Annotated in this window: 25 protein-coding genes and 1 riboswitch; of the genes, 20 read left to right on the top strand and 5 right to left on the bottom strand. The window is 72.3% G+C overall.

Translation table 11 applies throughout. The features are described 5' to 3' along the window. Window positions 1-519: cbb3-type cytochrome c oxidase subunit I (locus ACWD6P_RS27010; protein ID WP_451446753.1), on the bottom strand; the 519-nt coding region annotated here is incomplete at its 3' end. A gap of 127 nt (window positions 520-646) precedes the next feature. On the opposite strand from ACWD6P_RS27010, the gene ACWD6P_RS27005 reads away from it, so the two are divergent. The 7 genes from ACWD6P_RS27005 (at window position 647) to ACWD6P_RS26975 (ending at window position 7,272) form a co-directional block, all read left to right on the top strand. Continuing rightward, on the top strand, window positions 647-1,207 hold the full coding sequence (locus tag ACWD6P_RS27005; RefSeq protein WP_451446752.1) for an RNA polymerase sigma factor: 561 nt from the start codon (window positions 647-649) through the stop codon (window positions 1,205-1,207). Further along, the gene (locus ACWD6P_RS27000) at window positions 1,204-2,220 is read left to right on the top strand and encodes a CU044_5270 family protein (protein WP_451446751.1); all 1,017 of its coding nucleotides are present in this window, start codon (window positions 1,204-1,206) and stop codon (window positions 2,218-2,220) included. Before ACWD6P_RS27005 ends, ACWD6P_RS27000 begins: the two co-directional genes overlap by 4 nt. 622 nt (window positions 2,221-2,842) lie before the next feature. After that, complete coding sequence (gene proP, locus ACWD6P_RS26995) at window positions 2,843-4,306, top strand: glycine betaine/L-proline transporter ProP (protein ID WP_451446757.1); 1,464 nt, start codon at window positions 2,843-2,845, stop codon at window positions 4,304-4,306. A 356-nt stretch (window positions 4,307-4,662) separates the two neighbouring features. Next, window positions 4,663-5,745, top strand: a complete 1,083-nt coding sequence (locus ACWD6P_RS26990) for a DUF2330 domain-containing protein (RefSeq protein ID WP_451446756.1) — start codon at window positions 4,663-4,665, stop codon at window positions 5,743-5,745. A 174-nt stretch (window positions 5,746-5,919) separates the two neighbouring features. Next, a complete protein-coding gene (locus ACWD6P_RS26985) occupies window positions 5,920-6,066 on the top strand; it encodes a hypothetical protein (protein WP_451446750.1) in 147 nt (48 codons plus the stop codon). A gap of 246 nt (window positions 6,067-6,312) precedes the next feature. Next, window positions 6,313-6,645: an antibiotic biosynthesis monooxygenase family protein gene (locus ACWD6P_RS26980; protein WP_451446749.1), complete on the top strand. Its 333-nt coding sequence runs from the start codon at window positions 6,313-6,315 to the stop codon at window positions 6,643-6,645. A 99-nt stretch (window positions 6,646-6,744) separates the two neighbouring features. After that, the gene (locus ACWD6P_RS26975; protein WP_451446748.1) at window positions 6,745-7,272 is read left to right on the top strand and encodes a GNAT family N-acetyltransferase; all 528 of its coding nucleotides are present in this window, start codon (window positions 6,745-6,747) and stop codon (window positions 7,270-7,272) included. 66 nt (window positions 7,273-7,338) lie between these two features. On the opposite strand, the gene ACWD6P_RS26970 is transcribed toward ACWD6P_RS26975, so the two are convergent. Beyond that, entirely contained in the window at window positions 7,339-9,417 is a 2,079-nt protein-coding gene (locus ACWD6P_RS26970; RefSeq protein ID WP_451446747.1) for an MFS transporter, read from the bottom strand. A 385-nt stretch (window positions 9,418-9,802) separates the two neighbouring features. On the opposite strand from ACWD6P_RS26970, the gene ACWD6P_RS26965 reads away from it, so the two are divergent. Further along, entirely contained in the window at window positions 9,803-10,774 is a 972-nt protein-coding gene (locus ACWD6P_RS26965; RefSeq protein ID WP_451446746.1) for a peptidoglycan-binding protein, read from the top strand. Window positions 10,775-11,040: 266 nt separating this feature from the next. Beyond that, entirely contained in the window at window positions 11,041-11,703 is a 663-nt protein-coding gene (locus tag ACWD6P_RS26960) for an HAD-IA family hydrolase (protein ID WP_451446745.1), read from the top strand. Between the two features lie 282 nt (window positions 11,704-11,985). Here the strand turns inward: ACWD6P_RS26960 and ACWD6P_RS26955 are convergent, their stop codons facing one another. Both ACWD6P_RS26955 and ACWD6P_RS26950 read right to left on the bottom strand, forming a co-directional pair. Further along, on the bottom strand, window positions 11,986-12,567 hold the full coding sequence (locus tag ACWD6P_RS26955) for a TMEM165/GDT1 family protein (protein WP_451446744.1): 582 nt from the start codon (window positions 12,565-12,567) through the stop codon (window positions 11,986-11,988). Between the two features lie 190 nt (window positions 12,568-12,757). Then, the gene (locus ACWD6P_RS26950; protein WP_451446743.1) at window positions 12,758-13,516 is read right to left on the bottom strand and encodes an ABC transporter permease; all 759 of its coding nucleotides are present in this window, start codon (window positions 13,514-13,516) and stop codon (window positions 12,758-12,760) included. 196 nt (window positions 13,517-13,712) lie between these two features. Here ACWD6P_RS26950 and ACWD6P_RS26945 point away from each other — a divergent pair, with 196 nt between their 5' ends. The 6 genes from ACWD6P_RS26945 (at window position 13,713) to ACWD6P_RS26920 (ending at window position 21,242) form a co-directional block, all read left to right on the top strand. Next, window positions 13,713-14,357 carry an HNH endonuclease family protein gene (locus ACWD6P_RS26945; RefSeq protein ID WP_451446742.1) on the top strand — a complete coding sequence of 215 codons (645 nt, stop codon included), beginning with the start codon at window positions 13,713-13,715 and terminating at the stop codon, window positions 14,355-14,357. Window positions 14,358-14,525: 168 nt separating this feature from the next. Beyond that, entirely contained in the window at window positions 14,526-16,247 is a 1,722-nt protein-coding gene (locus ACWD6P_RS26940) for an alkaline phosphatase D family protein (RefSeq protein WP_451446741.1), read from the top strand. Window positions 16,248-16,463: 216 nt separating this feature from the next. Further along, window positions 16,464-18,461 carry an FAD/NAD(P)-binding protein gene (locus ACWD6P_RS26935; protein WP_451446740.1) on the top strand — a complete coding sequence of 666 codons (1,998 nt, stop codon included), beginning with the start codon at window positions 16,464-16,466 and terminating at the stop codon, window positions 18,459-18,461. A 78-nt stretch (window positions 18,462-18,539) separates the two neighbouring features. Next, on the top strand, window positions 18,540-19,007 hold the full coding sequence (locus ACWD6P_RS26930; protein ID WP_451446739.1) for a DoxX family protein: 468 nt from the start codon (window positions 18,540-18,542) through the stop codon (window positions 19,005-19,007). A 183-nt stretch (window positions 19,008-19,190) separates the two neighbouring features. Beyond that, a complete protein-coding gene (locus ACWD6P_RS26925; protein WP_451446738.1) occupies window positions 19,191-19,835 on the top strand; it encodes a DedA family protein in 645 nt (214 codons plus the stop codon). 216 nt (window positions 19,836-20,051) lie between these two features. Continuing rightward, the gene (locus ACWD6P_RS26920; RefSeq protein ID WP_451446737.1) at window positions 20,052-21,242 is read left to right on the top strand and encodes a methyltransferase; all 1,191 of its coding nucleotides are present in this window, start codon (window positions 20,052-20,054) and stop codon (window positions 21,240-21,242) included. 53 nt (window positions 21,243-21,295) lie between these two features. On the opposite strand, the gene ACWD6P_RS26915 is transcribed toward ACWD6P_RS26920, so the two are convergent. Further along, window positions 21,296-21,871, bottom strand: coding sequence for a TetR/AcrR family transcriptional regulator (locus tag ACWD6P_RS26915; protein WP_451446736.1), 576 nt, complete (start codon window positions 21,869-21,871; stop codon window positions 21,296-21,298). Between the two features lie 150 nt (window positions 21,872-22,021). Between ACWD6P_RS26915 and ACWD6P_RS26910 the strand changes: the two genes are divergently transcribed. The 5 genes from ACWD6P_RS26910 (at window position 22,022) to ACWD6P_RS26890 (ending at window position 26,176) form a co-directional block, all read left to right on the top strand. Further along, a complete protein-coding gene (locus ACWD6P_RS26910; protein ID WP_451446735.1) occupies window positions 22,022-22,480 on the top strand; it encodes a cupin domain-containing protein in 459 nt (152 codons plus the stop codon). Window positions 22,481-22,566: 86 nt separating this feature from the next. Further along, window positions 22,567-23,247: a nucleoside/nucleotide kinase family protein gene (locus ACWD6P_RS26905; protein ID WP_451446734.1), complete on the top strand. Its 681-nt coding sequence runs from the start codon at window positions 22,567-22,569 to the stop codon at window positions 23,245-23,247. A gap of 4 nt (window positions 23,248-23,251) precedes the next feature. Then, the gene (locus ACWD6P_RS26900) at window positions 23,252-23,824 is read left to right on the top strand and encodes a MarR family winged helix-turn-helix transcriptional regulator (protein WP_451446733.1); all 573 of its coding nucleotides are present in this window, start codon (window positions 23,252-23,254) and stop codon (window positions 23,822-23,824) included. A gap of 59 nt (window positions 23,825-23,883) precedes the next feature. Next, window positions 23,884-24,732, top strand: coding sequence for an alpha/beta fold hydrolase (locus ACWD6P_RS26895; RefSeq protein ID WP_451446732.1), 849 nt, complete (start codon window positions 23,884-23,886; stop codon window positions 24,730-24,732). Between the two features lie 37 nt (window positions 24,733-24,769). Next, window positions 24,770-24,993: riboswitch (cobalamin riboswitch) on the top strand. Further along, a complete protein-coding gene (locus ACWD6P_RS26890) occupies window positions 24,992-26,176 on the top strand; it encodes a HoxN/HupN/NixA family nickel/cobalt transporter (protein ID WP_451446755.1) in 1,185 nt (394 codons plus the stop codon). It overlaps the preceding riboswitch by 2 nt. Window positions 26,177-26,187 lie beyond the last annotated feature (11 nt).

Here is a 26,187-nt window from a genome sequence, read left to right as displayed (position 1 = left end):
CCGCATGCAGATGATCGTCGTGATGAAGTTGACCGAACCGAGGATCGTGCCGAAACCGGAGAAGGCCAGACCCATGATCCACATATCGGCACCGATTCCGGGGGAATGCACGGCATCGTTGAGCGGTGCATAGGCGAACCAGCCGAAGTCGGCGGCCCCTTGCGGCGTCAGAAATCCGCCGACCGCGATCAGCGAACCGAAGAGGTAGAGCCAGTAGGCGAGCATGTTCAGCCGGGGAAAGGCGACATCGGGTGCGCCGATCTGCAGCGGCATGATCCAGTTCGCGAAACCGGCGAACAGCGGGGTGGCGAACATCAGCAGCATGATCGTGCCATGCATCGTGAACGCCTGGTTGAACTGCTCGTTCGACAGGATCTGATGGCCGGGACGGGCCAGTTCGGCACGCATCACCAGAGCCATCAGCCCGCCGACGCAGAAGAACGCGAAGGCGGTGACCAGGTAGAGCGTGCCGATCGTCTTGTGGTCGGTGGTCGTCAACCACTTCACGGGGAGCTTCATGTCCCGTACGTGTCCGGAGCCGCCGCGAACCTCACCGCCTACGGGGGCGCAGGGCCGCTCTGACCGGGTGTGAAGTCTCACCCGAAGAGGGTGTGAAGATCGGGGACATGCCGGACACCAAGGGTTCATGAGCACGGACGACGCCTTCGCCGAGGCCTATCGCGCGCACTACTGGGCGGTCAGCCGCTTCGTGGCGCGGCGGCTGGACGGGCAGGCACACGACGTCGAGGAAGTGGTCGCGGAGGTCTTCTCCATAGCCTGGAGACGCCGCTCCGAGCTTCCCGACGCTCCGCTGCCCTGGCTCTACGGGGTGGCCCGCAACTGCCTGGCCAATACGGTGCGCGGCCTGGGCCGCTACCGGCGGCTGCTGCACCGGCTCGGCAACCACGAGGCGGCGCACCAGCGGCAGACCGTGGACAGCCCGGACACCGAGCGGCCCGGCTCCTGGGTGCACGAGGTGCTGGCCCGCCTCTCCCCCGCCGACCAGGAGGTCCTGCGGCTGACGGCCTGGGAGGAACTGACCGTCGAGGAGCTGGCGGTGACCCTCGGCTGCGGCCAGAGCGCGGCGGCCATGCGGCTGCACCGGGCGCGCCGGCGCCTGCGCGCCGAGATCGACCGTACGCGGATGACCGTGTCCCTACGAGCAGGAGGCGACGGCAATGATGACGGACGGGACCGACGGCGATGAGTGACGAACTGGATCTGCTGCGCGCGGCCAACCCCGTACCGGCCGGTGAGGGCCCCTGGCGGGACCGCCCGCTGGGCGCCCGCGCCGAACGCGACCTCTCCCGTCTGCTGCACAGCACGCGCACCAGGCGGGCCGGGCGCCGCCTGGTGCTGCGGGCCGAAGCCGCGGTGCTCGCCCTCTTCGCCATACTGGCCTTCACCTTCTCCGACGCCGGCAGCAGCCCCGCGGCCGCCGCGCCGGCTGCGCTGGTCCCGCACTCCGACGCGCCGCCCGTATCGCTGGACGAGCTCGCCCGCAGGGCGGAGGCGAGGGCGCGGACGGCCGGGGCCGCGGACGGTCCGCGCCGGGGCAGTCATCTGCAGACCTGGTACATGAGCATGGAGTCCGGCCCGGATGCCGCGCCGCCCGTTACCGTCCCCGAGGAGCGCATCACCCGCTGGAACGCCGACGGCAGCGGCTCGGAGCTGGTCGTGGCCACCGATCCGCGGCACCCCGGCCGCCCGGTGATCCACGACGACGGCGGCCGCTGGCGGACCGTCAGCGACGGCAAGGTCCTGCACCGCAAGAGCTATCCGGCGGGCTCGGCCGCGCAGCACGGCGGGCTGGCCGCGCGTACCAGGCCACCGACCGATCCGGTGGCGCTGCGCGCGCACCTGGCGTCGCTGTACGGCGCAGCGGACGGGACCGCCGCCACGCCCCAACTGCTGCTGGCGCTCGACTCGTTCCGCCAGGAGTGGACACCGGGGCCGCGGGAGACGGCCGCGATCGTCCGGATGCTGGCCGGCACGGACGGACTGCGTCCGGCGGGCGCGGTCACCGACCGGCTGGGCCGGCGCGGGCAGGCTTATGTCTACGACGGTCCCGACGGCGCCTCGAACGCGACCCGCCAGATGGTGATCCTCGACCCCCTCAGCGGCCAACTGCTGGGCCGGGAGGTCACCTTCACCAAGGCCCTCCCGGACTTCCGGATCGCCTCGGGGGAGGTCATGTCGTACGAGGCGTGGATGCCGTGACAGGGCCGCGGACGGGTCCGGGGTGCGGGGCCGACGCTCACCTGCGGGGCGGCGCCCGAGTGGCGGGGCAGCGCGACATGACCGATCCTTGAGGGAACGCGACGATCCACATCGGCGCGGCGGTGAAGGGTGCCGCCGCGCCGTTTCGCGTCACTGCGCGGGCTAGCGGGTTCGTTCCGCAGCTCGGATATGTACCGCGCGGTTTGGTATCACAGCGCGGATGTGTGCCGCCGCCCCCATTCCTTTACGCGAGGCACGCGGACGCCCGCAGGGTATGCGTGGGGCACGTCACAATGCGGCATTGGTTGCGGCAGATCGCCGCGAGATGGATCACAGACTTAAGTCCCGCGAATTACTTTGCGAAAGGGAGTTTCCCCTGCAAGGAGCGGGTATACGCCCGACTGCGCGGTCGCCCGCGCACTGTCCGTGATGATCCGTTCTGCCCCTATGGTCGACTTTTGCCCGTCACTCCATGGCGGGCGTTGTCCGCTGTTCCACGGCGGGCGGTGTCATGTAGTCGTCCAAGAAAGCGCAGGCGAGCGAACACGTGCCGACGCAGTCCCCCGTCGCACCCGGACCCCGCAACCCCGTCGGCAAGCATGCCGACGCCGTATCCGATCCACTGCGGAAAAACGCGGCGGAGCCGGGAGAGGCGACACCGGGTGAGGTGACCGTCGTCGATCCCGCGATGGTCAAGCGTGCGGTGTCGGCGGCAGCGCTCGGCAATGCGATGGAGTGGTTCGACTTCGGCGTCTACAGCTATATCGCGGTCACTCTGGGGCATGTCTTCTTCCCTTCCGGGAATCCGACCGCGCAGCTGCTGTCGACATTCGGCGCATTCGCGGCGGCGTTCCTGGTCCGCCCCATCGGCGGCATGGTCTTCGGGCCGCTCGGCGACCGGATCGGCCGGCAGAAGGTCCTCGCCATCACCATGATCATGATGGCGGCGGGCACCTTCGCCATCGGCCTGATCCCGTCGTACGCCTCCATCGGGGTCGGCGCGCCGATCCTGCTGCTCGCCGCCCGCCTGGTACAGGGCTTCTCCACCGGCGGTGAATACGGGGGCGCGTCCACCTTCATCGCCGAGTACGCGCCCGACAAGAAGCGCGGATTCCTCGGCAGCTGGCTGGAGTTCGGCACGCTGGCCGGATACGTCGGCGGAGCCGGCCTGGTCACGCTGATGACCGCGCTGCTGTCCACCGAGGACCTGCACTCCTGGGGCTGGCGCATCCCGTTCCTGATCGCCGGTCCGATGGGCATCATCGGCCTCTATCTGCGGATGCGGCTCGAAGAGACCCCGGCCTTCGCCCAGTTGGAGAAGGAGGCCCGGACGAAGGAGAAGGCGCGCCGCGAGGCCGAGAAGCGGATCGGGCTGCGCGAGATGATCTTCGGTCAGTGGCGGGCGATGCTGCTGTGCATCGGCCTGGTGCTGGTCTTCAACGTCACCGACTACATGCTGCTGTCGTACATGCCGAGCTATCTGACCTCGGAGCTGAAGTACGACGAGACCCACGGGCTGCTGGTCGTGCTCGCGGTGATGGTGCTGATGATGTGCGTCCAGCCGTTCGCCGGCCGGCTCTCCGACCGCTTCGGCCGCCGTCCGGTCATCGCCGCGGGCTGCCTCGGCTTCCTGGTGCTGTCCGTGCCGGCCCTGCTGCTGATCCGGCAGGGGTCCCTGCTCGCCATCGGGCTGGGCATGGCCGCGCTCGGCCTGCTGCTGGTCTGCTTCACCTCGTCGATGCCGTCCGCGCTGCCCGCGCTGTTCCCGACCAAGGTGCGCTACGGCTCGCTGTCGATCGGCTTCAACGTCTCCGTGTCGCTCTTCGGCGGTACGACGCCGCTGGTGGTGACCGCCCTGATCGGCGCGACCGGCAACAAGATGATGCCCGCCTACTACATGATGGCGGCGGCCGTGATCGGCGGCATCGCCGTACTGCTGATGTCGGAGAGCGCCGGCAGGCCGCTGCCCGGCTCCCCGCCGGCCGTCGAGACGGAGGCGGAGGCGGAGGCGCTGCGTACGGGCCGTACGGGCCGTACGGGCCGTACGAGCCTCCAGACGGCCACGGAGGGCTCGGCGGCCCGCTAGCGCCCGTCCTGTCCGGGCCGGGGATCTGCGGAGGTCCCCGGCCGGACGGCCGTCAGGCCGCCGTCCGGCGCGTGCCGCCCCCGGAGCCCCGGCCCCATCCCCGGCCCCCCGGAGCCCCGCCCCCATCCCCGAAAAGGGGAACCGGCCGTACCGCCATCGCCGTCTGTGTCGCTGCCGGTCGCATGATCGGCGAGCGGTGAACCGTGAATGCCGAACGGCGAACCGTGAACGGCGAACGGGGGAGAACGATGGGCGCGGCTCAGGGCGCGGTTGCCCGCATGGGTACGGGGACGGCGGCGGGCACGGCCACCATGGCGCGGACCCGTGGGCGACGGCGGGTGCTGCTGGTGGTGCTGATGCTGCTGGCCGTACAGCTGGTGTCGCTGGCCAGGCCGGCGTACGCCTGCGGGTGCGGTGCGATGGTGCACGACCCGAAGACCACCATGGCGGTGAACCGGGAGACCTCCGCGGTCCACTGGGACGGGAAGACCGAGCAGATCGTGATGAGCCTGACGGTGGACGGCACCGCGCCGGACGCCGCGTGGATCATGCCCGTACCGCACCGGGCCACGGTCGAGCTGGGCGACCCGGAACTCTTCGACCAGCTCGCCACGCTGACCGAACCGGCCGTCGAGCAGCGCCACTACTTCTTGCCGCGGAGCGGCGACTGGCCGTTCCAGGCCACGGACGGCGCCGCAGCCCCGCCACCGCCCGGTGCGGACCGCCCGGCGGTCGGGGTGGTCGGCCGCGGGCGCCTGGGCCCCTTCGACGTCGCCCGGCTGACCGCCACCGACCCCGGCGCGCTGCGCGACTGGCTCAGGTCCCAGGGCTTCCGCCTCCCCAGGTCACTGGCGACCGAACTGCGCCCCTACGTGGCGCAGCGCTGGGAGTACGTGGCGATCCGCCTGGCCCCCGCCGAACGGCACCACCGACTGACCGGCACCCTCGATCCGCTGCGGCTGTCCTTCGCCAGCGACCGGCTCGTCTACCCCATGCGGCTGTCCCGCCTCGCCAGGACGCCGCAGGCGCTGGGGCTCTACGTCCTCGCGCCGCACCGGATGGAGCCGCGCAGCGCGATCGGCGGGGCACGGCCGGAGGTCTTCTACGCGGGCCGGATCCGGCCGAAGGGCGCGGTGCGCGACCTCAGCGGCAACGGCACCAGCAGCGGCGGCAGCAAGGGCGGCGTCTTCCTGACCGCCCTGGACCAGACCTTCCCGCACCCACAACGCATCACCGGCGACCACGAACTCCTCCGTGCGGACCGGGACACGCCGTTCCAACGGGTCAGGTACACCTACTCGCTGCTGAGGGTCGGCGGTGTCCCGGCCTGGGTCCTGGCCTTCGGCGGCGTGCTGTTGCTGCTCACGGCGACGGCAGGCGCGGCAGTGGCACTCGGTCTCCGCGCGCGCCGGCGCGCCGCCGCGCCACCGGCGGGCTGAGCGGCGGGCACCGCGGATGGGGGTCACGCGTACGAGTGACAGAGCGTTAGCTTGTACGACAAGCAGGAAAGCATCCTGACGGATCCGCAATTACCCCAGGCGCCCCGGAAGAAGGAGACCACGCGGTTGCGTGCGCATACGCCGCGCCCGCGTCCGAACAGAAAGGTGCCTGCCTTGCAGCGCATTCTCCGTACCCTCACCACCGCTTCCCTGCTGACCCTGCTCACCGTCGCCCTCGCCGCACCGGCCCAGGCCGCCCCCGGCGGCGGCGACGGCGGCGGCCTTCTCGGCAGCCTTCCGATCCTGGGCGGCCTCCTCTAGAGAGCGCCCGCAGCGCCGGCCGGGTCCTTTCCTGGACCCGGCCGTCCGCGCTGCGGGACGAAACGCGGGACGAAACGCGGGAAGTAACGCAGGAAGTAACGCGGGAAGAAACATCGCTCACGCTGCGGCCATGAAGATGCCCTGCGCGTCGCCCCCGCGTCGCCCGGGGCGGCGGATGTAAGAGACTGCTCGCACGGAGTCAAGATCAGGGCGCCGGTCCGGCGTCCGTTTCGTGAGAGGTGTCACGTGCCCAGCATCGTGAAGATCAATGTTCTGACCGTCCCGGCCGAGCAGCGCGAGGTCCTGGAGAAGCGCTTCGCCTCCCGCGCCGGCACGGTGGACTCCTCGGACGGCTTCGAGTGGTTCGAGCTGCTGCGTCCCGTCGAGGGCACCGACCAGTACCTCGTCTACACCCGGTGGCGGGACGAGGAGTCCTTCCAGGCCTGGATGGAGGGCCCGATGAAGGCCGCGCACCAGGGCGGGGGCTCCGAGGGCGGCGAGCGTCCCAAGCCCGCCGCGTCCGGTTCCACCCTGTGGTCGTTCGAGGTGGTGCAGCAGGCCGGCCCGCGGAAGGGCTGAGCGGGGCGCGGAGCCGGGTCGAGCACCGGCGGCGGCACTCCGTACGGCGCCCCGCAAATCCGTTGCGCACCGGGGCGTACCGGCCGCGACAATGGCGCCATGAGTGACGCCGCCACCCTCCGCCTCCCCTGGGCCGTCTCCGCGGAACCGGTCGGCTCGCCGGCCGCCACGGCGCTGCTGCGCGAGTACTACACCGAGGTGGCGGACCGCTACTTCGAGCTGCACGAGGGGCGCCGCTCGACGCCCGGGGAGATCGACGAGGGGCTGGCGGAGTACCCCAGCGCCGATCTGATGCCGCCCCGCGGGGTGCTGCTGGTGGCCCGCCGCGGCGATGCGGTGGCGGGCTGCGCCGGGGTGCGGCTGCTGGACGCGCGGACCGCCGAGCTCAAGCAGATGTACGTACGCGCCGCGGTGCGCGGCCTCGGCGCCGCGGGCGGGCTGCTCAGGGCCGCTGAGACGGCCGCGGCACGGCTGGGCGCCGAGCGGATACGGCTCGACACCCGGCTGGACCTGGTCGAGGCCATCGCGCTCTACCGGCGGCACGGTTTCACCGAGATCGCGCCGTACCACGACGACCGGTACGCGGAGATCTTCTTCGAGAAGCGGCTGGACACGGGCCAGGAGTGACCCAAGGGGCCCGCCCCGGTCGTCAACTCCCGCCCGGTCCGGTCGTCAAATCCCGCCCGGCCCGGCTCACTTCGCGAGGTCCGGCGGCCGCGGCGAGCGCGGCGGCGTACGCGGCACCGGCTGTCGGGCATCGCCGTCCTGCGGCTCCTCCGCGTCCGAGCCGCACAGCTCCGCCGTCAGCTCCTGGACGAGTTCGGTGAGGTCGGTCGGCCGGTCCTTGGTCCACCAGTCGCCCAGCATGTGGGCGAGCGACTCCTGACGGGCCGCCGAGAGCCGGTCGGCGACCTCCCGTCCGCGGTCGGTGAGCAGCAGCATCAGCCCTTCACGTGCGGCGAGTCCGCGCTCCTCGACCTGGCGGACGCTCTCGGTGATCACGCCGAGGGGGACGGTGCTGCGCTCGGCGAGCAGCCCCGGTTCCACCGAGCCGTAGCGGTGGATGCGCAGGAGCAGCCAGCTGGCGGCCGGTTTGAGGTCCAGGCCGGCGCGCGCGGTGATCTTCTCGTAGATGTGCTTGCGGCCCTCCATGCTGCCGAGTTTGGACAGCGCGCGGGCGACCTCGTCACGGGAGGACCGCTCGACGGGGTTGGAGGAGAGCACCTCGCTGGTGTCGGGGGCGGTCACACTGCTGCGCAGCGGCTCCTCCCGGAGGAACCAGGCCAGGGCGAACGCCACCAGGACGACCGGGACCGCGTAGAGGAAGACGTCGGTGATCGAGACGGAGTAGGCGTTGAGGACGCCGGCCGCCTCGCCGGCCGGCAACTGGGCGACGGTCCGCGGGTCCTCGGCGATCGCCGACGGGGTGACGCCGGGCGGCAGTTGCTGCCCGGCGAGGGCGTCCGCGATCCGGGGCGCCAGGTTGCTGGCGAAGATCGTGCCGAAGATGGAGACGCCGAACGAGGCGCCGATGGAGCGGAAGAAGGTGGCGCCGGAGGTCGCGACGCCCAGGTCCTGGTAGGGGACGGCGTTCTGCACGATGAGCACCAGGACCTGCATGACCAGGCCGAGCCCGAAGCCGAAGACGAAGAAGTAGGCGCTCATCTCGCCGACGCTGCTGGCCGGGTCGAGCTGGTGCAGGAGCAGCAAGCCGAGCGCGACGACGCCGGTGCCGGCGATCGGGAAGACCTTGTAGTGGCCGGTGCGGCTGACGATCTGCCCGGAACCGGTGGAGGCCAGCAGCATGCCGAGCACCATCGGCAGCATGTGCACACCGGACAGGGTGGGCGAGACACCCTGTACGACCTGCAGGAACGTCGGCAGGTACGTCATCGATCCGAACATCGCGAAACCGATGACGAAGCCGATGACGGAGGTGAGGGTGAAGGTGCGCAGCCGGAACAGACGCAACGGAATCACGGGCTCCGCGGCCCGGCGCTCGACGAGGACGAACGCCCCCAGCAGGACCACGCCGAGCACGCCGAAGCCGATGATCTGCCAGGAGCCCCAGGGGAAGGTGACGCCGCCGAGCGAGGTCATCAGGACGAAGCTGGCGGCGACCGCGGCGATCAGGACGGTGCCCAGGTAGTCGATCCGGTGCGGGGTGCGGCGGCGCGGGATGTGCAGCACGGCGGCGATGACGGCGAGCGCGACGATGCCGACGGGGACGTTGATGTAGAACACCCAGCGCCAGCTGAGATGGTCCACGAACAGCCCGCCGAGCAGGGGCCCGAGGACGCTCGTACCACCGAAGACGGCACCGAACAGGCCCTGGTACTTGCCGCGTTCGCGGGGCGGCACGATGTCGCCGACGATCGCCATCGACAGCACGATCAGGCCACCGCCGCCCAGTCCCTGGACGGCACGGAAGGCGATCAGCTCGCCCATGTTCCGGGCGATACCGCAGAGCACCGAACCGATCAGGAAGATCACGATGGCGGTCTGGAACAGCTTCTTGCGGCCGTACTGGTCACCGAGCTTGCCCCACAGGGGCGTCGCGGCCGTCGAGGCCAGGAGGTAGGCGGTGACCACCCAGGAGAGGTGGTTCAGGCCGCCGAGGTCGCTGACGATCGTGGGCAGCGCGGTGGCGACGATGGTCTGGTCGAGCGCCGCGATGAGCATGCCGAGCAGCAGCGCGCCGATCGCGACGAGGATCGTGCGTTGGGACCGGCCCTCGCCGGGGACGGCAGGAGCGCTGGTGTCCTGCGCCATGGACGTCTCCTCCTGTTCCGGGGTGTCCCTTTCCTGGGTTTGCGGGGGTTCGTTTCCTGGGTTTGCGGGGGTTCGTTTCCTGGGTTTGCGGGGGTTCGTTTCCGGGGGTCCGGTGGCCGGTGCGGTACCGGGAGTGCGGGCCGCGGTGCCGGGCGACCGTGCACGGTGCCCGGCCACCGGCGCCCCGCCCGCCGCGGACCGCCGCCGGGCTTATTCCATCCTGGGCGGTTACGCCGGATATGGCCCGCCGAGCGGTGATCGGCATCCGCGGTCGTGCGAAGGACACCTGGGGTACGCCGGGCGGATGTCTGCGAGCGCCTGCGCGGGCGGGTGCGGCGTCTGGATAATCGCTGCCTGTCCGCGGCCTCCAGGGAGGGGACCACTCGTGACGGCATTACGGACCTGCCCGCACTGCTTCGCCCCGGTACGCAGCGACGGCCGGCCGACCTGTCTGTGCGCGGCGGCCGATGCGGAGGACTTTGATCCGCTGCGCATACGGCCGTACGTGTCACTGCCCGACGACGAGGAGGACGCGGGCGAGGCAGCGGGCGAGGACGAGAACGAGAACGAGAACGACTGGAAAGCCGCCCCGGCCGCTTTCCCTTCCCCCTCCCCCTCCCCCTCCGCCTTCGCCGCCGCCTCCGAGCCCCTGATACCCCCCGTACGCCGCCGCTTGGGGCCGACGTCCCGGACGGTCAGCTCCGCCCCCGAGGAACCGGCGGCCGCCCCGTCCGGCCGCTCCGCCGCCGCCTCCGCCCCTTCCCGCCGCAAGCGCGCGTTACCGGCCGTGCTGGCTGCGGCCGGCGCGGCAGCGGCCGCCACCGCCGTCCTGATCGGCACCGATGCCCTGTCCGGCGGCACCCGGGACCGGGCGGCACCGCCCGACGGCGGCCCGGCCTCCCCCACCGCCACCCTCCCCACCAGCGAAGAACCCGCCCCCACGCACAGCGACGCCCCCTCTTCGCCCGCCGCGGCGACCTCCCCTTCGCCGGGCGCGACCGGCACCGGCGTCCCGAGGGCGACCGTGACGCTCCGCCGGACCGCGTCTCCGTCGCCGCCCGCCCCCACCCGGGCCTCCGGCAGCGTCACGGACTCCCCCGTTGACCATCACCCCAGCACGGCGCCCAACGGGCCGATCGTGCTGCGCGAGGGAGCAAGCGGCCCGGAGGTGACGGAGCTCCAGGGGCGGCTGCGGCAGCTGGCCCTCTATCCGGGAGCGGAGGACGGCCGCTATGACGCGGACGTACGGTCCGCCGTGTCGCGCTACCAGCAGGCCTACGGGGTGGCGGGCGACCCGGACGGCGTCTACGGCACACGGACCCGGGCGTCCCTGGAGTCACGCACCCAGGAGCCGTAGGGAGCGGCCGCGCCGGGAGCTGCAGGCCCGGCGAGGGGCAGCCGGGCGGAGCCGGTGCGGCGGCCGCGGGACCCGGCGGGAGCTGCGGAAACGTCCCGGCGTGCGGGGCGCTGACCAGGCCGGTTGTCGGCACCCGGAATCGTTTTGTATCGTAGAAAAACAAAGTGGTCCTGCCCGCACTCCCTGACCAGCGGGCGGGGCCGCTTGTCCTTTCGGCTCGTACGGCCCGTACCGTCCGTTCACCCGTAGCGCACAGGAGCCCGCCGATGACGGCAACCATCACGCTCACCGCCCGCGCCCTCCTGCTGGACATGGACAGCACGATCGTGAACTCCGAGGCCGTCGTCGAGCGCTGCTGGCGCCGCTGGGCGGCCGAGCAGGAACTGGACGCGGACGAGGTCCTCAAGGTCGTACACGGCAGGCAGGGCTGGGCCACGATGGCCGCGCTGCTGCCGGACCGCCCCATGGAGCTCAACCTCGCGGACAACCGCCGGATGCTGGCGCAGGAGACCTCCGACACGGACGGCGTGGTGCCGGTGCCCGGCGCGCCCGCCTTCATGGCCTCCCTCGACGGGCTTGCGCACGCCCTGGTGACGTCCGCCGACATACCGCTCTCCGATGCCCGGATGAACGCCGCCGGGCTGCCCATGCCCGCCGTGCGGATCACCGCGGAGAGCGTGAGCGCCAGCAAGCCCGACCCGGAGGGGTTCCTCAAGGGCGCCGCCGAGCTGGGCTTCGCCCCTGAGGACTGCCTGGTCTTCGAGGACTCCGAGGCCGGCATCGAGGCCGGCCGGGCGGCCGGAATGCGGGTCGTCGGCGTCGGCGACCGCGCGGCGGCGTTCGCGCCCACGGCGCAGGTACGCGACCTCACACAGGTCCGGGTCGAGGCACGGCCGGACGGCGTGCTCGCGGTGCACATCGAGAGCTGAGCGCCGAGCGGGTCGCGGGGCCTGAGCGCGTCGGGGCCCTTCGCGGGATCTGAGCGCGTCGGGCCCCTGGCCTCGGATCTCGGGCCTCGGGCCTCGGATCTCGGGCCTCGGGCCTCGGGTGTGAGCGCGGCGCGGCTCGCGGCCCGCAGCTACCGGCTCCCGGCTCCCGACCCCCCGACTACCGCCCCCGGCTACCGGGACAGCCGCTCGAACCGCTCCTCCTAACCCGCCCACCCCCCGAAGGGGGGTGGGCGGCGGGGAAAAAAACAGGAACGCGGCCCCTCACCCCCCAATGGCCTCATACAGGCTGAACGCCGCCAGCAGGGCCATCACGGCCGCCGCGATCTTCGTGATGAGCTTGAGCGGTACGTACTTCATGAGGGTGCGGCCACCCAGGATGCCCAGGCCGGCCACCGCCCACAGGGCCAGCACGGCGCCGACGCCGACCGAGACGGGGTCGGCGTAACGGGCGGCGAGGTTGGCGGTCATGATCTGGGTCAGATCGCCGAACTCGGCGACCAGGATCATCATGAAGCCCGCCCCGGACACCTTCCAGAAGCTCTGGTCGGCGGGCTTGGTCACCTCTTCCTCGTCGTCGTCCTTCTTGAACAGCAGCACGGCGGCGCCCGCCAGGAAGAGCACCCCGACCACGCCCTGGACGACGCGGTGCGGAAGCAGCGTCAGCACGCTGCCCGCGGCGATCGCCAGCGCGACATGGACGAGGAAGGCGGCGGCGACGCCGACGAAGACGTACGAGGCGCGGTAGCGGGTGCCGAGCATCAGCCCGGCGAGCGCGGTCTTGTCGGGCAGCTCGGCGAGGAAGATCACGCCGAAGACGACGGCGGCGACGGTGAAACTGAACACGGGGTGGGATACCTCGATCGGTCGGGCCGCACCAAAGGGGCCCGGAAGAGGGGTCGCTTCGGCACGGCAGCGTCAAACACTGCGGCCGAAGGTCTCGCTGGCGCCGTACGCATCCGTACCGCGCTCCGGGCGCCGGCTCACCACGTCGTCGGGCGACGGGCGGGCAGTATGTCGACGGTCCGGCAGAGAGCTACTCCCCTTCTGCTGTCCCCAAGGGTACGCGGTGCAGCCGTCCGCAGGCGACCAGTTCCAGTACCACCGCGCACGCGGTCGCCTGCACCGCCAAAAGGGCGACCAGCACGAACAGCTGCACCGCCCCCGCCTGAACGGGTGAGGCACCGCCCAGCAGCATCCCGACGAAGGCCCCGGGGAGTGTGACCAACCCCACGGTCCGGGTCTGGTCGAGGCCGGGCAGCAGGGCGTCCGACGCGGCCGGGCGGGCCACCTCCATCCGCGCCTCCCGGTCCGGCAGCCCGAGCGCGAGCCCCGCCTCGAACTCGCCGTGCCGGGTCTCCAGCTCGTCCAGCGCCCGCCGGCCGGCCAGGACCGTGGCGGTCAGCGCGCCGCCGATGAGGATGCCGGTGACGGGGATGAGGGTCAGGCCCCGCGGCGGCACCAGGCCGGTCGCCAGCAGCAGCCCGACGACCGGGACGACCCCGGTGGCGATCGGTGCGGCGGCCCACCACCAGGTGCGGTTCCGGGTGATCCGGCGGCCGGCGGTCCGTACCGCCACCGCGAACATCAGCACCAGGAAGCAGAGCAGCCACGGAAGGGCGCGCACCACCCAGCCGATGAGGAAGGAGACCGCGGCGAGTTGGGCGGCCGCGCGCAGTCCGGCGACGGCGACGGCCCGCGCATGGCCGAGGTGTGCCAGCGCGGCCACGGCCACCGCGGCGGCCAGCAGGACGGCGAGCACGACCCCGAGCGTGACGTTGACCGGCAGCAGCACGCGCTCACTGTAGGGCGGCGGGGAGCCCGAGCGGTCCAACCGGAGTGCCGCTCATGATGTATGGCACCCCGTCAGCCCTTGAACTGACGTGAGCATGTCGTCACCCTGTTACCTGGTGCCCATCCCATGGAAACCCCACCTCATCACCATGGGCCCGCACCGCACGGCAACTTCCCCCCACTTCAAGGGAGTTTCGATGGCAAAGGTCTACGCGCGTCGAGTCACCATAGCCGCGGGTTCGGCCGCGGCCCTGGTCTGCACGCTGGCGCTGAGCTGCCAGTCCGCCCAGGCGGCGCCGCCCAGCCCGCCGAGCGCGGCCACCGCACGGACGTACCTCACCGAGATCAAGGAGCAGGCCGAGGGCCCGCAGGACGGCTACAGCCGCGACAAGTTCCCGCACTGGATCGACCAGGGGGACAACTGCAACACCCGCGAGGTGGTGCTCAAGCGGGACGGCACCGACGTACAGCAGGACGGCAGCTGTTCGGCGGTGAGCGGCAAGTGGGTCTCGGCCTACGACGACGCGACCTGGACGCAGGCCGCCGACCTCGACATCGACCACGTCGTCCCGCTGTCGGAGGCCTGGAAGTCGGGCGCCGCGCAGTGGACCACCGAGCGCCGCCAGGAGCTCGCCAACGATCTGACCCACTCCCAGCTGATCGCCGTCACCGACAACCTCAACCAGGAGAAGGGCGACAAGGACCCGGCGAAGTGGCTGCCGCCGAAGACCTCGTACCACTGCGAGTACGCCCGGATGTGGGTGTGGGTCAAGCACGAGTACGGCATGACCGCGGACTCCGCCGAGAAGGCCGCGCTGAAGAAGATCCTGGACGGCTGCTGAGCATCCGCCGTCCCCGCTGGGGCGCCGCCCGGCCCTGACCCGCCGGACGCGCCCTCGCCCGCGCGCCCGCCGGCCGGAATCCACCGGTCGGCGGGCGCGCCGCCGTACCGGTCGCCCGCTGTTGCTGTTGTCCTCTTATCCTCTGACCCACGACGAGGGAGGGCACCGATGGCCGGACTGCGCTTGGGGCCGCTGCTGCGGTATGTCGACGCCGACAGTGCGACGGTGTGGGTGGAGACGGACCGGCCCTGCGAGGTGCGGATCAGCTGCGCGGGCACAGCGGGCGGCACCGAGCGCACCTGGCAGGTGGCGGGCCACCACTACGCGCTGGTCCCGGTGACCGGCCTGACGCCCGGCAGCGAGACGCCCTACCGGGTCCTCCTCGACGAGCAGCAGGTATGGCCGCTGCCCGAGAGCCGCTTCCCGGAGAGCACGATCCGTACCCCCGCGGCTTCCGGGCAGGCCCCGCTGAGCGTCGCCTTCGGCTCCTGCCGCTGGTCCGCGACCCCCGCGGCCGCCCACGACCCGGTCGGCCCGGACGCGCTCGACACCCTCGCCGCCACCTTGGCCGCCGATCCCACCCGCGCCCGCCCGGACGTCCTGCTGCTGCTCGGCGACCAGGTCTACGCCGACCAGACCTCCGAGGCGACCGCGCAGAAGCTGGCCGGACGCCGCGACACCGGTGAGCCGCCCTGGAAGCAGGTCGCCGACTATGAGGAGTACACCCTCCTCTACTACGAGTCCTGGCTCGCGCCGGAGGTCCGCTGGCTGCTGTCCACGGTCCCCAGCTGCATGATCTTCGACGATCACGATGTGATCGACGACTGGAACACCTCCGCCGCCTGGCTGAGCCGGATGCGGGCGACCTCCTGGTGGCACGAGCGCATCCTGGGCGGCCTGATGTCGTACTGGGTGTACCAGCATCTGGGCAATCTGCCGCCCGCCGAACTGGCCGCCGACGAGCTGTACGCCCGGGTGCGGGCGGCGGACGACGGGACGGACCCGGTACGGGAGTTCGCGGCCGGCGCGGACGCCGATCCGGCGGCGGCGCGCTGGAGCTACCGCCGGGACTTCGGCCGGGTGCGCCTGGTCATGATCGACACCCGCGCCACCCGCGTCCTGGACGAGGGCCACCGCGCGATGCTCGACAAGGCCGAGGGCGAATGGCTGCGCCAGGCCGTGCTGGAGGGGCGCGACGGCTATGACCACCTGCTGCTGGGCAGTTCGCTGCCCTGGCTGCTGCCGCACCTCATCCACGCCGCGGAGGGCTGGAACGCTGCGCTGTGTGCCGGCGAACGCGGGCCCCGCTGGGCCCGTGCCGGCGAAGTCCTGCGCCAGCGGGCCGATCTGGAGCACTGGGCGGCGTTCCCCGGTTCGTTCGCCGCGCTGACCGATCTGATCGCCGAGGCGGGCTCCGGCGCCGGCGCCCCGGCCACGGTCTGTGTGCTGTCCGGGGACGTGCACCATGCGTACGTGGCGGAGCCGCACTGGCCCGGGGCCGGCCGGCGGCCCGCGAGCCGGGTGCTCCAGCTGACCTGCTCCCCCGTCCACAACAGCATCCCCGGCTCGCTGCAGGCCGGCTTCCGGTTCGGCTGGAGCCGGGCCGGCCGGTGGCTGGGGAAGCTGGTGGCCCGGCACGGACGGCTCGGCAGGCCGCCGGTGAAGTGGCGGCGGACGGGCGGCCCCTGGTTCGGCAATCAGCTGATGACGCTGACGCTGGCGGGCCGTACGGCGCGGATCTCGCTGGACCAGGCCCGCCGGGACAAGCGGAGCGGTCGCGTCCGGCTAGTCACGGTGTGGCGCGATGTGGCAGCTGGTACGCGAGTTGCCGGAGAAAGCGGCGATGGGGGCGGATCCGCCCCGGGGACCGACCGGTCGAAGAGTGGATGAGGCGGGCGCTCCGGCGCCCTTGACCGGCTGAGCGGCCCTCGGCCGGCGTCCGGCGGCGCTGCGCAGAGGCGTGCGGATGTGGCGGAAATCTTTGCCACCCGGGTGCTGCACCGGCGGGTCGGGCGGTGATGATGGGGCGCACCTTTGCTCGTCGCCCGACCTCTTGGACGGCCGCGCCTTTGCGCCGGCCGTCTGCCGCCCCAGGGAGAGCCCCTCTTGGCCGCCGACCACATCGCCGACCGCCGCCACTCCGCCATCGCCGTCGTCGGCGCGGGGCCGCGCGGGACGAGCGTGCTGGAGCGGATCTGCGCCTCGGCCGCCGAACTGGCCCCGGGCGCCCGCCTGACCGTCCATGTCATCGACCCCGCCCCGCCCGGCGCCGGCCAGGTATGGCGCACCGCCCAGCCGCCCGAGCTGCTGATGAACACCGTGGCCTCGCAGGTGACGCTGTTCACCGACGAGAGCGTCGAGTGCGCGGGTCCGATACGTACGGGGCCGAGCCTGTACGACTGGGAGGGGTGCGAGGTCGGCCCGGACGACTATCCGGGGCGCGCGCTGTACGGCCGCTATCTGGAGTGGGTATTCCGGCACACGGTGCGCACCGCCCCGAAGGAGGTGACCGTCGTGCCGCACACCGCCCGCGCGGTGCGGCTGGCCGAGGCCGCCGACGGGACGCAGTCGCTCACCCTGGACGACGGCCGGGAGCTGTCCGGTCTGGGGGCGGTGGTGCTCGCCCAGGGCCATCTGCCGGCCGGCCCGGACGCGGAGCAGCGGCGGCTGGCCGACTACGCCGCCGGCCACGGGCTGCGCTATCTGCCGCCGGCCAACCCCGCCGACCTCACGGCCGAGCTGGCGACGCTGGCACCGGGCAGCGCGGTGCTGCTGCGCGGGCTCGGCCTCAACTTCTTCGATCACATGGCGCTGCTGACGACGGCCCGCGGCGGCCGGTTCGTGCCCGGCGCGAACGGCGCGCTGCGGTATCTGCCGTCCGGGCGCGAGCCCCGGCTGTACGCGGGCTCCCGGCGCGGGATTCCGTACCACGCGCGCGGCGACAACGCGAAGGGCGCGCACGGCCGCCATCTGCCGCTGCTGCTCACACCGGATGTGATCGCCGCGTTCCGCAAGCGCGCCGGGTCCGGCGATCTGCCCGACTTCCTGACGGAGGTCTGGCCCCTGGTGGCCAAGGAAGTGGAGACGGTCTACTACGAGGCGCTGCTGGCACGGCGGGGGGCGGGCGGTGCGCCCGGCTCGCCGGACGGAGCGCCGGGCGGCCCGTGGGGCGGTGCGCTGCGCGACCGCTTCCGGGAGCGGTTCCTGGCGAGTGCGCACCGCAGCCCCGAAGAGGCCACCGTCCTGGACGCCTTCGGTATCGCGCCCGCCGAGCGCTGGGACTGGGAACGGGTCTCCCGGCCGCACGCGGGGCGGGCGTTCGCCGGCCGCGCTGCCTTCCGCGGGTGGCTGCTGGAGCATCTGCGTGCGGACGTCGCACACGCCCGGCAGGACAATGTGTCCGGGCCGGTCAAGGCGGCCCTCGACGTGCTGCGGGACCTGCGCAACGAGCTGCGGCAGATCGTCGACCACGGCGGGCTGGCCGGCGCGTCCCGCCGCGACCACCTGGACCGCTGGTACACCCCGCTGAACGCCTTCCTGTCCATCGGGCCGCCGCGGCGCCGGATAGCGGAGATGACGGCGCTGATCGAGGCGGGCGTCCTGGAGGTGGTCGGCCCCCGGATGGCGGTTCGCCCCGGCGCCGCCGACGGCCACGGGCCCGGTTTCACGGCGCACTCCCCCGACGTTCCGGGATCAACGGTGACGGCGGCGGCCCTGATAGAGGCGCGGCTGCCGGAGCCCGATCTGCGGCGTACGGCGGACGAGCTGCTGTCGCGGCTGCTGGCCGACGGCGGCTGCCGGCCGCACACCGTGGACGGCTACGAGACCGGCGGGCTCGATGTGTCGCCGAGCCCGTACCACCTCGTCGAGGCCGACGGCCGGCGCCATCCGCGCCGCTTCGCGCTCGGGGTGCCGACGGAGGGCGTGCACTGGGTGACGGCGGCGGGTGCCCGCCCGGGGGTCGGCTCGGTGACCCTGGCCGACACGGACGCGGTGGCGCGGGCGGCGCTGCGGACCGCGGTCGGTGACGGCCCGGCGGGGCCGGGCGCGGCGGTCGTGGACGCGGTCATTCCGGGCCGGAGGTCCCACGCGGCCAAAGCTTGAACTTGCAAGCACTCTTAGGTGGCCCTAACCTTTGCCTCCACGGTTCCCTTCGTCCCCAGAAACCGTAGGAGTCCCCACATGTCGGCACCGCTGAACACCTTCACCCAGAGAGCCACCCCGCACGCGCTCGCGCTCTTCCGCGTCGTCATCGGCCTGCTCTTCGCCTGCCACGGCGCGTCCTCGCTCTTCGGCGTCCTCGGCGGCGCGATGGGCCAGGGCGGTACCGTCCCCACCGGCTCCTGGCCGGGCTGGTACGCCGCCGTGATCCAGCTGGCCGGCGGCATCCTGGTGATGCTGGGCCTGGGCACCCGCGCCGCGGCGCTCGTCAGCTCCGGCTCGATGGCGTACGCGTACTTCTCCGTCCACCAGGGCAGCGCGCTGTGGCCGATCCAGAACGGCGGCGAGGCCTCCGCGATGTTCTGCTGGGCCTTCGTGCTGATCTTCTTCACCGGGCCCGGCGCCTGGGCGCTCGACCGCGTCTTCTTCGGCGCGCGCGAGCAGCAGGTGGCCCCGGCGGCCGCTCAGGGCGAGCCCTCCGCCGCCTGATCCCGGCACCTCCCGCACGGCCCGTACGGCACCCTTGCCCTACGGGCCGTGCCGTCTCCGCGGCGGCCCGCACTCCCACCCCTCGCCGCCCGGCGGGAGGGCCAGGCGTACGCTGTACGGCTGTAGAGCCGCCCCTGCCGCACCGAGCGACGTCGCGGCGGGGTCCGGACCGGGAGTAGGACGTTGTTGGAGAGCGTGGGGTCCCTCAGCGGCACCCCATGGGTGTACGTGGTCGTCAGCCTCTCGATCGTGCTCGATGTGTTCGTGCCGATCCTGCCCAGCGGGGTCCTGGTGATCGCCGCGGCCACCACGGCCGCCGGTAGCGGTACCGCGGCCGACGCCGTCGATGTCGCCTCGTCCGTCCACAGCGGCGCCCATCTGGCCGAGATGCTCGCCCTGGTGCTGTGCGCGGCCACCGCCTCCGTACTGGGCGACATGGTCGCCTACCGGCTCGCCTGGCGCGGCGGCGACCGCTTCGACCGGGCCATCGGCCGCTCGCGCCGTCTGACGGCGGCGCAGAAGCGACTCGGCGCGGCGCTGACGCGAGGCGGGGGCGGCATCGTCGTACTCGCCCGCTTCGCACCCGCCGGGCGGTCCGTGGTCAGCCTGGGCGCCGGCGTCGCGCACCGCAGGGTCCGCGAGTTCCTGCCCTGGTCCGCGCTGGCCGGCCTCGCCTGGGCCGCGTACAGCGTCAGCCTCGGCTACTTCGGCGGCCACTGGCTCGGCACGTCCTGGGTGAGCACCGCGCTCCCCGTCGTCGCCCTGTTCGCCGCCGGATCGGCCGCCGCGTTCCTGATGCGCCGGCCGCAACGGCACACGGCGCACTGACGGCGCCCGTCCACCGGCCTCGTACGGCGCCGCAGACGGGCGCGACCAGGTGCGATGCCGGCACGGAGGAGAACCGGCACGGAGTAGAGTCGACCGTCACACCACCCCGCCCGCCGCCGCCCGCGAGCGCATCGCCGCCCTCCCGGGAGGACCCGGGCACCGCACCGCTGCGGCGCCCACGGGACGGGCCGAACCACAGACGCGAGGCACACTTCGGTGAACCCCCCACCGGTCGTCGAATGGACCGAGGCCGACCGGCCCCGCTCCGCCCGTTGGCGCTCCGAGAACGGCTCCCCGCCGCCCCGCCGTATCGTCATCGCGGACGACCGGACACGGGCCGACGACGCCTACAAACTGGCCTGCGAGGGGACCGCGCTGCTGTGGCGCGGCGACTTCCACAACGCCCGCCAGCTGCTGACGGCGATGGCCCGCCGCATCGACCGCCGCCCGCGCAAGGCGCCGCCCGCCGATGTCACCCAGGCGTTCCATCAGCACCGCGCCGCACAGAACCAGCGCGCCCGCATCCTGGGCATGCTGCTGATCCCCCTCGACGCGACGCACGCCGTCCCGCTGCACCGCGCCCCCGACGTCCGTGAGGCCTGCACCAGGGCGTACGGCCCCGCGGAGCCCGCCCCGGACGAGGCCTCCGGCACCGCGGGGAGCACCGCCGAGACCCCGGCCCCGGCCGCCTCGCTCGTCTCGCTGCGCGAACTCCTCGCGCTGATCGGCGCCAACGAGTGGCGCAGGAAGGGCGTGCAGATCCCCGCGCTCGGCGGCGACCGGATCCATCCGCACTACGGCGTCTTCTCACCGGCCCGCGGTGAGTACGTCGACCTGGTCGCCGAGGCGCCGCTGCCCTCGCAGGACCTGGCGTTCGACATCGGCACCGGCACCGGCGTACTGGCCGCGGTGCTCGCCCGGCGCGGCGTGCGCACGGTGGTGGCCACCGACCAGGACCCGCGCGCGCTGGCCTGCGCCCGCGAGAACACCGAACGGCTGGGCGTCGCCGGGCAGGTGGAGGTGGTCGAAGCGGATCTGTTCCCGCCCGGCCGCGCCCCGCTGGTCGTCTGCAATCCCCCGTGGGTGCCCGCGAAACCGACCTCCCCGGTGGAGCGCGCGGTCTACGACCCCGGCAACCGGATGCTGCACGGCTTCCTCAGCGGCCTCGCGGACCATCTGACGCCGGACGGAGAGGGCTGGCTGATCCTCTCCGACCTCGCGGAACACCTCGGCCTGCGCCCGCACGCCGAGCTCCTCGACTCGTTCACCAGCGCCCATCTCACGGTCCTGGGGCGGCTCGACATCACCCCGCGCCACCCGCGCGCCCGTGACACCTCCGACCCGCTCCATGTGGCCCGCGCGGCCGAGGTGACCTCACTGTGGCGGCTGGGCATCGCACACACCTGACCCGGGGCCGCGGGCGCTCGGGGGCCGTCCGCCCCCGGGCCGCCGGACCGGCGTCAGGGCCGTAGCCCCGCACACGCGTTGCGGACGTAGCGGCGCCAGTCACCGGCGTCATGGCGGATCACCGCCGCCAGCCCGCACACGATCATCACCACATCGCCGACCTCGACGTCCGCGCGCACCGTGCCCTCTTCCTTGGCACGGGCGAGCAGTTGGCCCGCGACCGTCTCGGCCTGCGCCCGGCCCTCCCCGGTCGGCTCGGTCGACCCGAAGGCCGCCTCGATCGACGCGGACAGCCCCCGCTCGGCGTCCAGCACCTCCCCGATGTGCTCGACATAGGCGGCCAGCCCGTCGGCGGCCACGGCACTCGGCAGACAGCGGGTACGCCCGAACTCCACGATCTCCGCCTGGCGTTGCTCCCCCACGGCGGCGATCAGGGCCGCCCTGCTGGGGAAGTGCCGGTAGACCGTGCCGACCCCCACCCCGGCCGCCCGGGCAACTTCGGGCATCTGCGCCTCGTCGCCGCGCGCGCGGAACACTTCCCGCGCGGCGTCCAGCACGCGGGTGCGGTTGCGCTCGGCGTCGGCGCGCGGCCTGCGCCGCGGGTCGGGAGAGGTCGAAGTGGGTGCCACATCGCCGATGCTACTGCTAGGCTCATCAAACGGAATCGGATTCCGATTCCGTTTTCGGCTTCCGTTTTTCTCGGCAGCGACTCCGGATACCGATCGGCTCCGCATACCGATCGGCTCCGGATCCCGACCTGGAGAGGACCAGCGATCACCATGTCCAAGGAGCGATTCCTCGTCCTGCAACCCGGCGAACGACGTCCCGGCCGCATCCCTCTGCCGCCCGGATTCGGCGTCAAGGCCCGTACGAGCGACACCGAGGGCCGGCTCGCCATCCTGGAGAACCAGCTCGACGTCGACATTCCGCCGCATATCCACCACGATGCCGATGAATTCGTCTACGTCCTGGAAGGCGAGATGGAGGTCGACTTCGACGGCGCCACCCACCGCCTGACCCCGGGCATGTGCGCCCTGCTGCCCCACGGCGTCCCGCACGCCATGCGCAACGCCTCCCAACCGCCCGCCCGCTGCCTGCAGATCTCGTCACCGGGCGGCTGGGAGGAGTTCGTGGAGGACATGGTCGAGGCCGGACCGGTCGTCATGAAGGGCGGCCACCCCGACCTCGACCGCCTCAACGAGATCGGCGCGAAGTACGGCATGGAGTACTTCGGCTGAGCCACGGGGGGAGGGAGGGAAGCGCCGGAGCCGACCGCGCCCGATCGACGGTCCCCCGACGGCCGATCGGGCACGATGGACGCACCATGAACCCCCGGCACCTCCTCTCCCGCGCCCGACGGCTGGCCGCCACCGCGTCCCCCGACCGGCGCCGGCTGCTCGGCATCACCGGCCCGCCGGGCGCCGGCAAGTCCACCCTCGCCGCCCACTTGGTGACGGAGCTCGCCGGGCAGGCGGCGCTCGTCCCGATGGACGGCTTCCATCTCGCCGAGGCAGAGTTGCGCCGCCTCGGCCGTACGGACCGCAAGGGCGCGCCCGACACCTTCGATCCCGCCGGATACGCGGCGCTGCTGGCCCGCCTGCGCACACCGGAGCCGGATACCGACGTCTACGCCCCGGCCTTCGACCGCCGCATCGAGGAGCCGGTCGCCGGCAGCATCCCCGTAGCGCCCCACATCCCGCTCGTCGTCACCGAAGGCAATTACCTCCTCCTCGACTCCGCGCCCTGGTCGCGGGTGCGCGCGCTGCTCGACGAGGTCTGGTACGTGGATCTGGACAGCTCGGAGCGGATCCGCCGGCTGGTCGACCGCCATGAGCACTTCGGGCGCCCGCGCGCCGACGCCGAGCGGTTCGTGCACACCTCGGACGAGGCCAACGCCCGTGTCGTGGCGGCGACTCGCGACCGCGCCGATCTCGTCATCACCTTCACGCCCGAAGCGGCTCCACCGCCAACCCCTTCCCAAGCGACATCATCGATGTCATCATGACAACATGAGTGTCAATGAGGGGGGCGCGGGGACGCGCGACACCGGGCCGACGCCCACCGAAGACCTGCTGTACGGCGTCATCAGACGCCTGTGGCCGCTCCACCGCACGGTCGTCCGCGCGGTGGAGCGCGAGCTGACGGGCACGGGCCTGACCGCCGGCGAGCATGCCCTGCTGGACGCCCTTCGTAGCGAAGGGCCGCGGACCGTACCGCAGTTGGCCCGTTCGATGGGGCTGGACAGACAGCCGGTGCAGCGCTGGGTGAACCACGCCGCGGAGCTGGGCCTGGTCGTGACGGCACCCAACCCCGCGCACCGCCGCTCGTCCCTGATCGAGCTCACCGCCGAAGGAGCAGCGGCGATACGCAGGATCCAGGACTTCGAGTCGACGGAGCTGCGGCGCCGGCTGGCCGACCTGCCCGCCGACGACGTCCGCACCACGCTGCGCGTACTCGACCGACTCGACGAGGAATTCCGGCACCTGGCGAACACAGCGAACGAAGCGAACGACTCACACGTTCCCTCAACGAAAACCCTGAAAGCGCCGAAAGCCGCGAAAACCCCACAGCCGCGACAGTAACGACACCCAGCCCACCTCCCCCACTCACCGCCTCTCCCGCGCAAAGGACGACCCGGAGCATGACCCGAGCAATCACCGCCTGGTCCGAGATCGACAACGGCCTCGTGCCGGTCGACGACGGCGAGCTGTTCTACGAGACGGCCGGCTCGGGCCCCGCGGTGGTGCTGCTGCACGGCGGCATGCTCGACCAGCACATGTGGGACGAACAGTTCGCCTGGCTGGTGAACTCCGGCCTCCGCGCGATCCGCTACGACTTCCGCGGCCATGGCCTGTCCTCCACGGTGGCCGGGGACTACGCCAACCACGACGACCTGTGCGCCCTCCTCGACGCGCTCGATGTCCCCAGCGCCGTCCTCGTCGGCCTCTCCCACGGTTCGCGGGTCGCGCTCGACACCGCGATAGCCCACCCGGACCGGGTGACGGCCCTCGCGCTCGCCTCTCCCGGCATCAGCGGCCGCCCGTTCACCGACCCCTTCGTGCTGGAGCACATAAGGGAGCAGGTGGCGGCCATCGGCACGCCGGACGGCGCCGAGCGCTATGTGGAGCACTTCCTGCGGATGTGGGTGGACGGTCCGCATCGTGAACCCTCCGCCGTGCACCCGGGGTTCCGCGAGCGGATGCGCGCCTCGGCCATGGCCAACGTCGAGGTGCACGCCGACGGCCTTGGCGGCGGGATGCCCCTCGAGGTCGGGGCCGCCGACCGCCTGGGCGAGATCAGGGTGCCGACGGTCGTGTTCGACGGCGACCTCGACAGTTCGGACATCTCCGCCAACGCCCATGCGATAGCGCTGACCGTCCCCGGCGCCCGAAGAGTCCGCATACCGAGCGCGGCCCATATGGTCAATCTGGAGAACACCGCGCTCTACGACCGCGAACTGCACGCCTTCCTCTCGTCCTTGGCCTACTGACCTGCTGACATCGGTCGTCCTCCGTCCCCACCGGCAGCTAGAGTGGCCGGGCCGTGGTGTTCGGGAAGACCGGTGACGGACCTTGTGGTCCCAGGCCGGAGCGGCCCTCGCCACTGTGATCGGGGAGTTTCCGGCCCTTCTCCGTACGCGCATGGCGCGCGTACGGCGCCACTGACCGCAGCCTGCGGCCGGGAAGGCGGGGGCGGGAACAGCGTCAGCGAACCCGTAAGCCAGGAGACCGGCCACGGCATCTCACGAACTGATCCACGAGGTGCTGGAGCGTGACCGCCGGATGGCCCTGTCCACCGATACCCCGAAGCCCCCTGCCACGCCCGCGTTCCGCTGGCGCCGTCAGGACACCGTCCGCACCGCGGGCCTAATGGCCGTCATAGCCGGCCTGCATGTCGTCGCCTTCGGCGTGCTCTTCGTCCTCGTGGTCCCGAACCACTACTCCGTCGGAAGCCAGGTCTTCGGCGTCGGGCTCGGCATCACCGCGTACACCCTCGGCATGCGGCACGCCTTCGACGCCGACCACATCGCCGCGATCGACAACACCACCCGCAAGCTGATGGCCGACGGCAAGCGGCCGGTCTCGGTGGGCTTCTGGTTCGCGCTCGGCCACTCCAGCGTGGTCGTCGCGATGGCCGCCCTGGTGGCGGGCGGCGCCCAGCTCGCCGGCACCCTGCTCGACGACGAGTCCCGCACCCACCAGATCCTCGGCACTGTCGGCACCACCGTCTCGGGGACGTTCCTCTACCTCATCGCCGCCCTCAACCTCATCGCGCTGGCGGGGATCTGGCGGGTCTTCCAGGGCATGCGCGACGGCCGCTACGACGAGGCCGAGCTGGAGCAGCGCCTGGATTCCCGCGGTTTCATGAACCGCTTCCTGGGGCGCTTCACCCGCTCGATCTCCCGCCCCGGCCAGATGTTCCCGCTCGGCTTCCTCTTCGGGCTCGGCTTCGACACCGCGACCGAGGTGACCCTGATGGTGATGGCGGGCAGCGGCGCCGCGGCCGGCCTGCCGTGGTACGCGATCCTGTGCCTGCCGCTGCTGTTCGCCGCCGGCATGAGCCTCTTCGACACCCTCGACGGCACCTTCATGAACTTCGCCTACCAGTGGGCGTTCTCCAACCCGGTGCGCAAGGTCTACTACAACCTCACCATCACCGGTCTGTCGATCGCCGTCGCCTTCTTCATCGGCACCATCGAGCTGGTGACCGTGCTGCACGACAAACTCGCCCTCAGCGACCCCGTGACCAGCTGGATCTCCGCCATCGACCTCGACAACGTCGGCTTCATCATCGTCGGCCTGTTCGTGGTGGTGTGGGCCGCGGCGCTGGCGTACTGGCGGCTGAGCGGCGTGGAGAAGCGCTGGGCGAAGCGGGCGGAGTCGGCCGAGAGGGCCAAGACGGCGGAGCAGGCGGCGCCGACGTCGGCCTCCTGAGACACGGCACG

It is taken from the genome of Streptomyces sp. NPDC002446, assembly GCF_053595675.1.
This window is presented reverse-complemented; position numbering and strand designations above follow the sequence as displayed.

Coding starts and splice junctions, on each gene's coding strand:
- ACWD6P_RS26895 (WP_451446732.1), top strand. CDS start 23,884: ATGACCCGAGCAATCACCGCCTGGTCCGAGATCGACAACGGCCTCGTG.
- ACWD6P_RS26900 (WP_451446733.1), top strand. CDS start 23,252: ATGAGTGTCAATGAGGGGGGCGCGGGGACGCGCGACACCGGGCCGACG.
- ACWD6P_RS26970 (WP_451446747.1), bottom strand. CDS start 9,417: ATGGCGCAGGACACCAGCGCTCCTGCCGTCCCCGGCGAGGGCCGGTCC.
- ACWD6P_RS26905 (WP_451446734.1), top strand. CDS start 22,567: ATGAACCCCCGGCACCTCCTCTCCCGCGCCCGACGGCTGGCCGCCACC.
- ACWD6P_RS26940 (WP_451446741.1), top strand. CDS start 14,526: ATGGCCGGACTGCGCTTGGGGCCGCTGCTGCGGTATGTCGACGCCGAC.
- ACWD6P_RS26945 (WP_451446742.1), top strand. CDS start 13,713: ATGGCAAAGGTCTACGCGCGTCGAGTCACCATAGCCGCGGGTTCGGCC.
- ACWD6P_RS26990 (WP_451446756.1), top strand. CDS start 4,663: ATGCTGCTGGCCGTACAGCTGGTGTCGCTGGCCAGGCCGGCGTACGCC.
- ACWD6P_RS26960 (WP_451446745.1), top strand. CDS start 11,041: ATGACGGCAACCATCACGCTCACCGCCCGCGCCCTCCTGCTGGACATG.
- ACWD6P_RS27000 (WP_451446751.1), top strand. CDS start 1,204: ATGAGTGACGAACTGGATCTGCTGCGCGCGGCCAACCCCGTACCGGCC.
- ACWD6P_RS27005 (WP_451446752.1), top strand. CDS start 647: ATGAGCACGGACGACGCCTTCGCCGAGGCCTATCGCGCGCACTACTGG.
- ACWD6P_RS26910 (WP_451446735.1), top strand. CDS start 22,022: ATGTCCAAGGAGCGATTCCTCGTCCTGCAACCCGGCGAACGACGTCCC.
- ACWD6P_RS26975 (WP_451446748.1), top strand. CDS start 6,745: ATGAGTGACGCCGCCACCCTCCGCCTCCCCTGGGCCGTCTCCGCGGAA.
- ACWD6P_RS26930 (WP_451446739.1), top strand. CDS start 18,540: ATGTCGGCACCGCTGAACACCTTCACCCAGAGAGCCACCCCGCACGCG.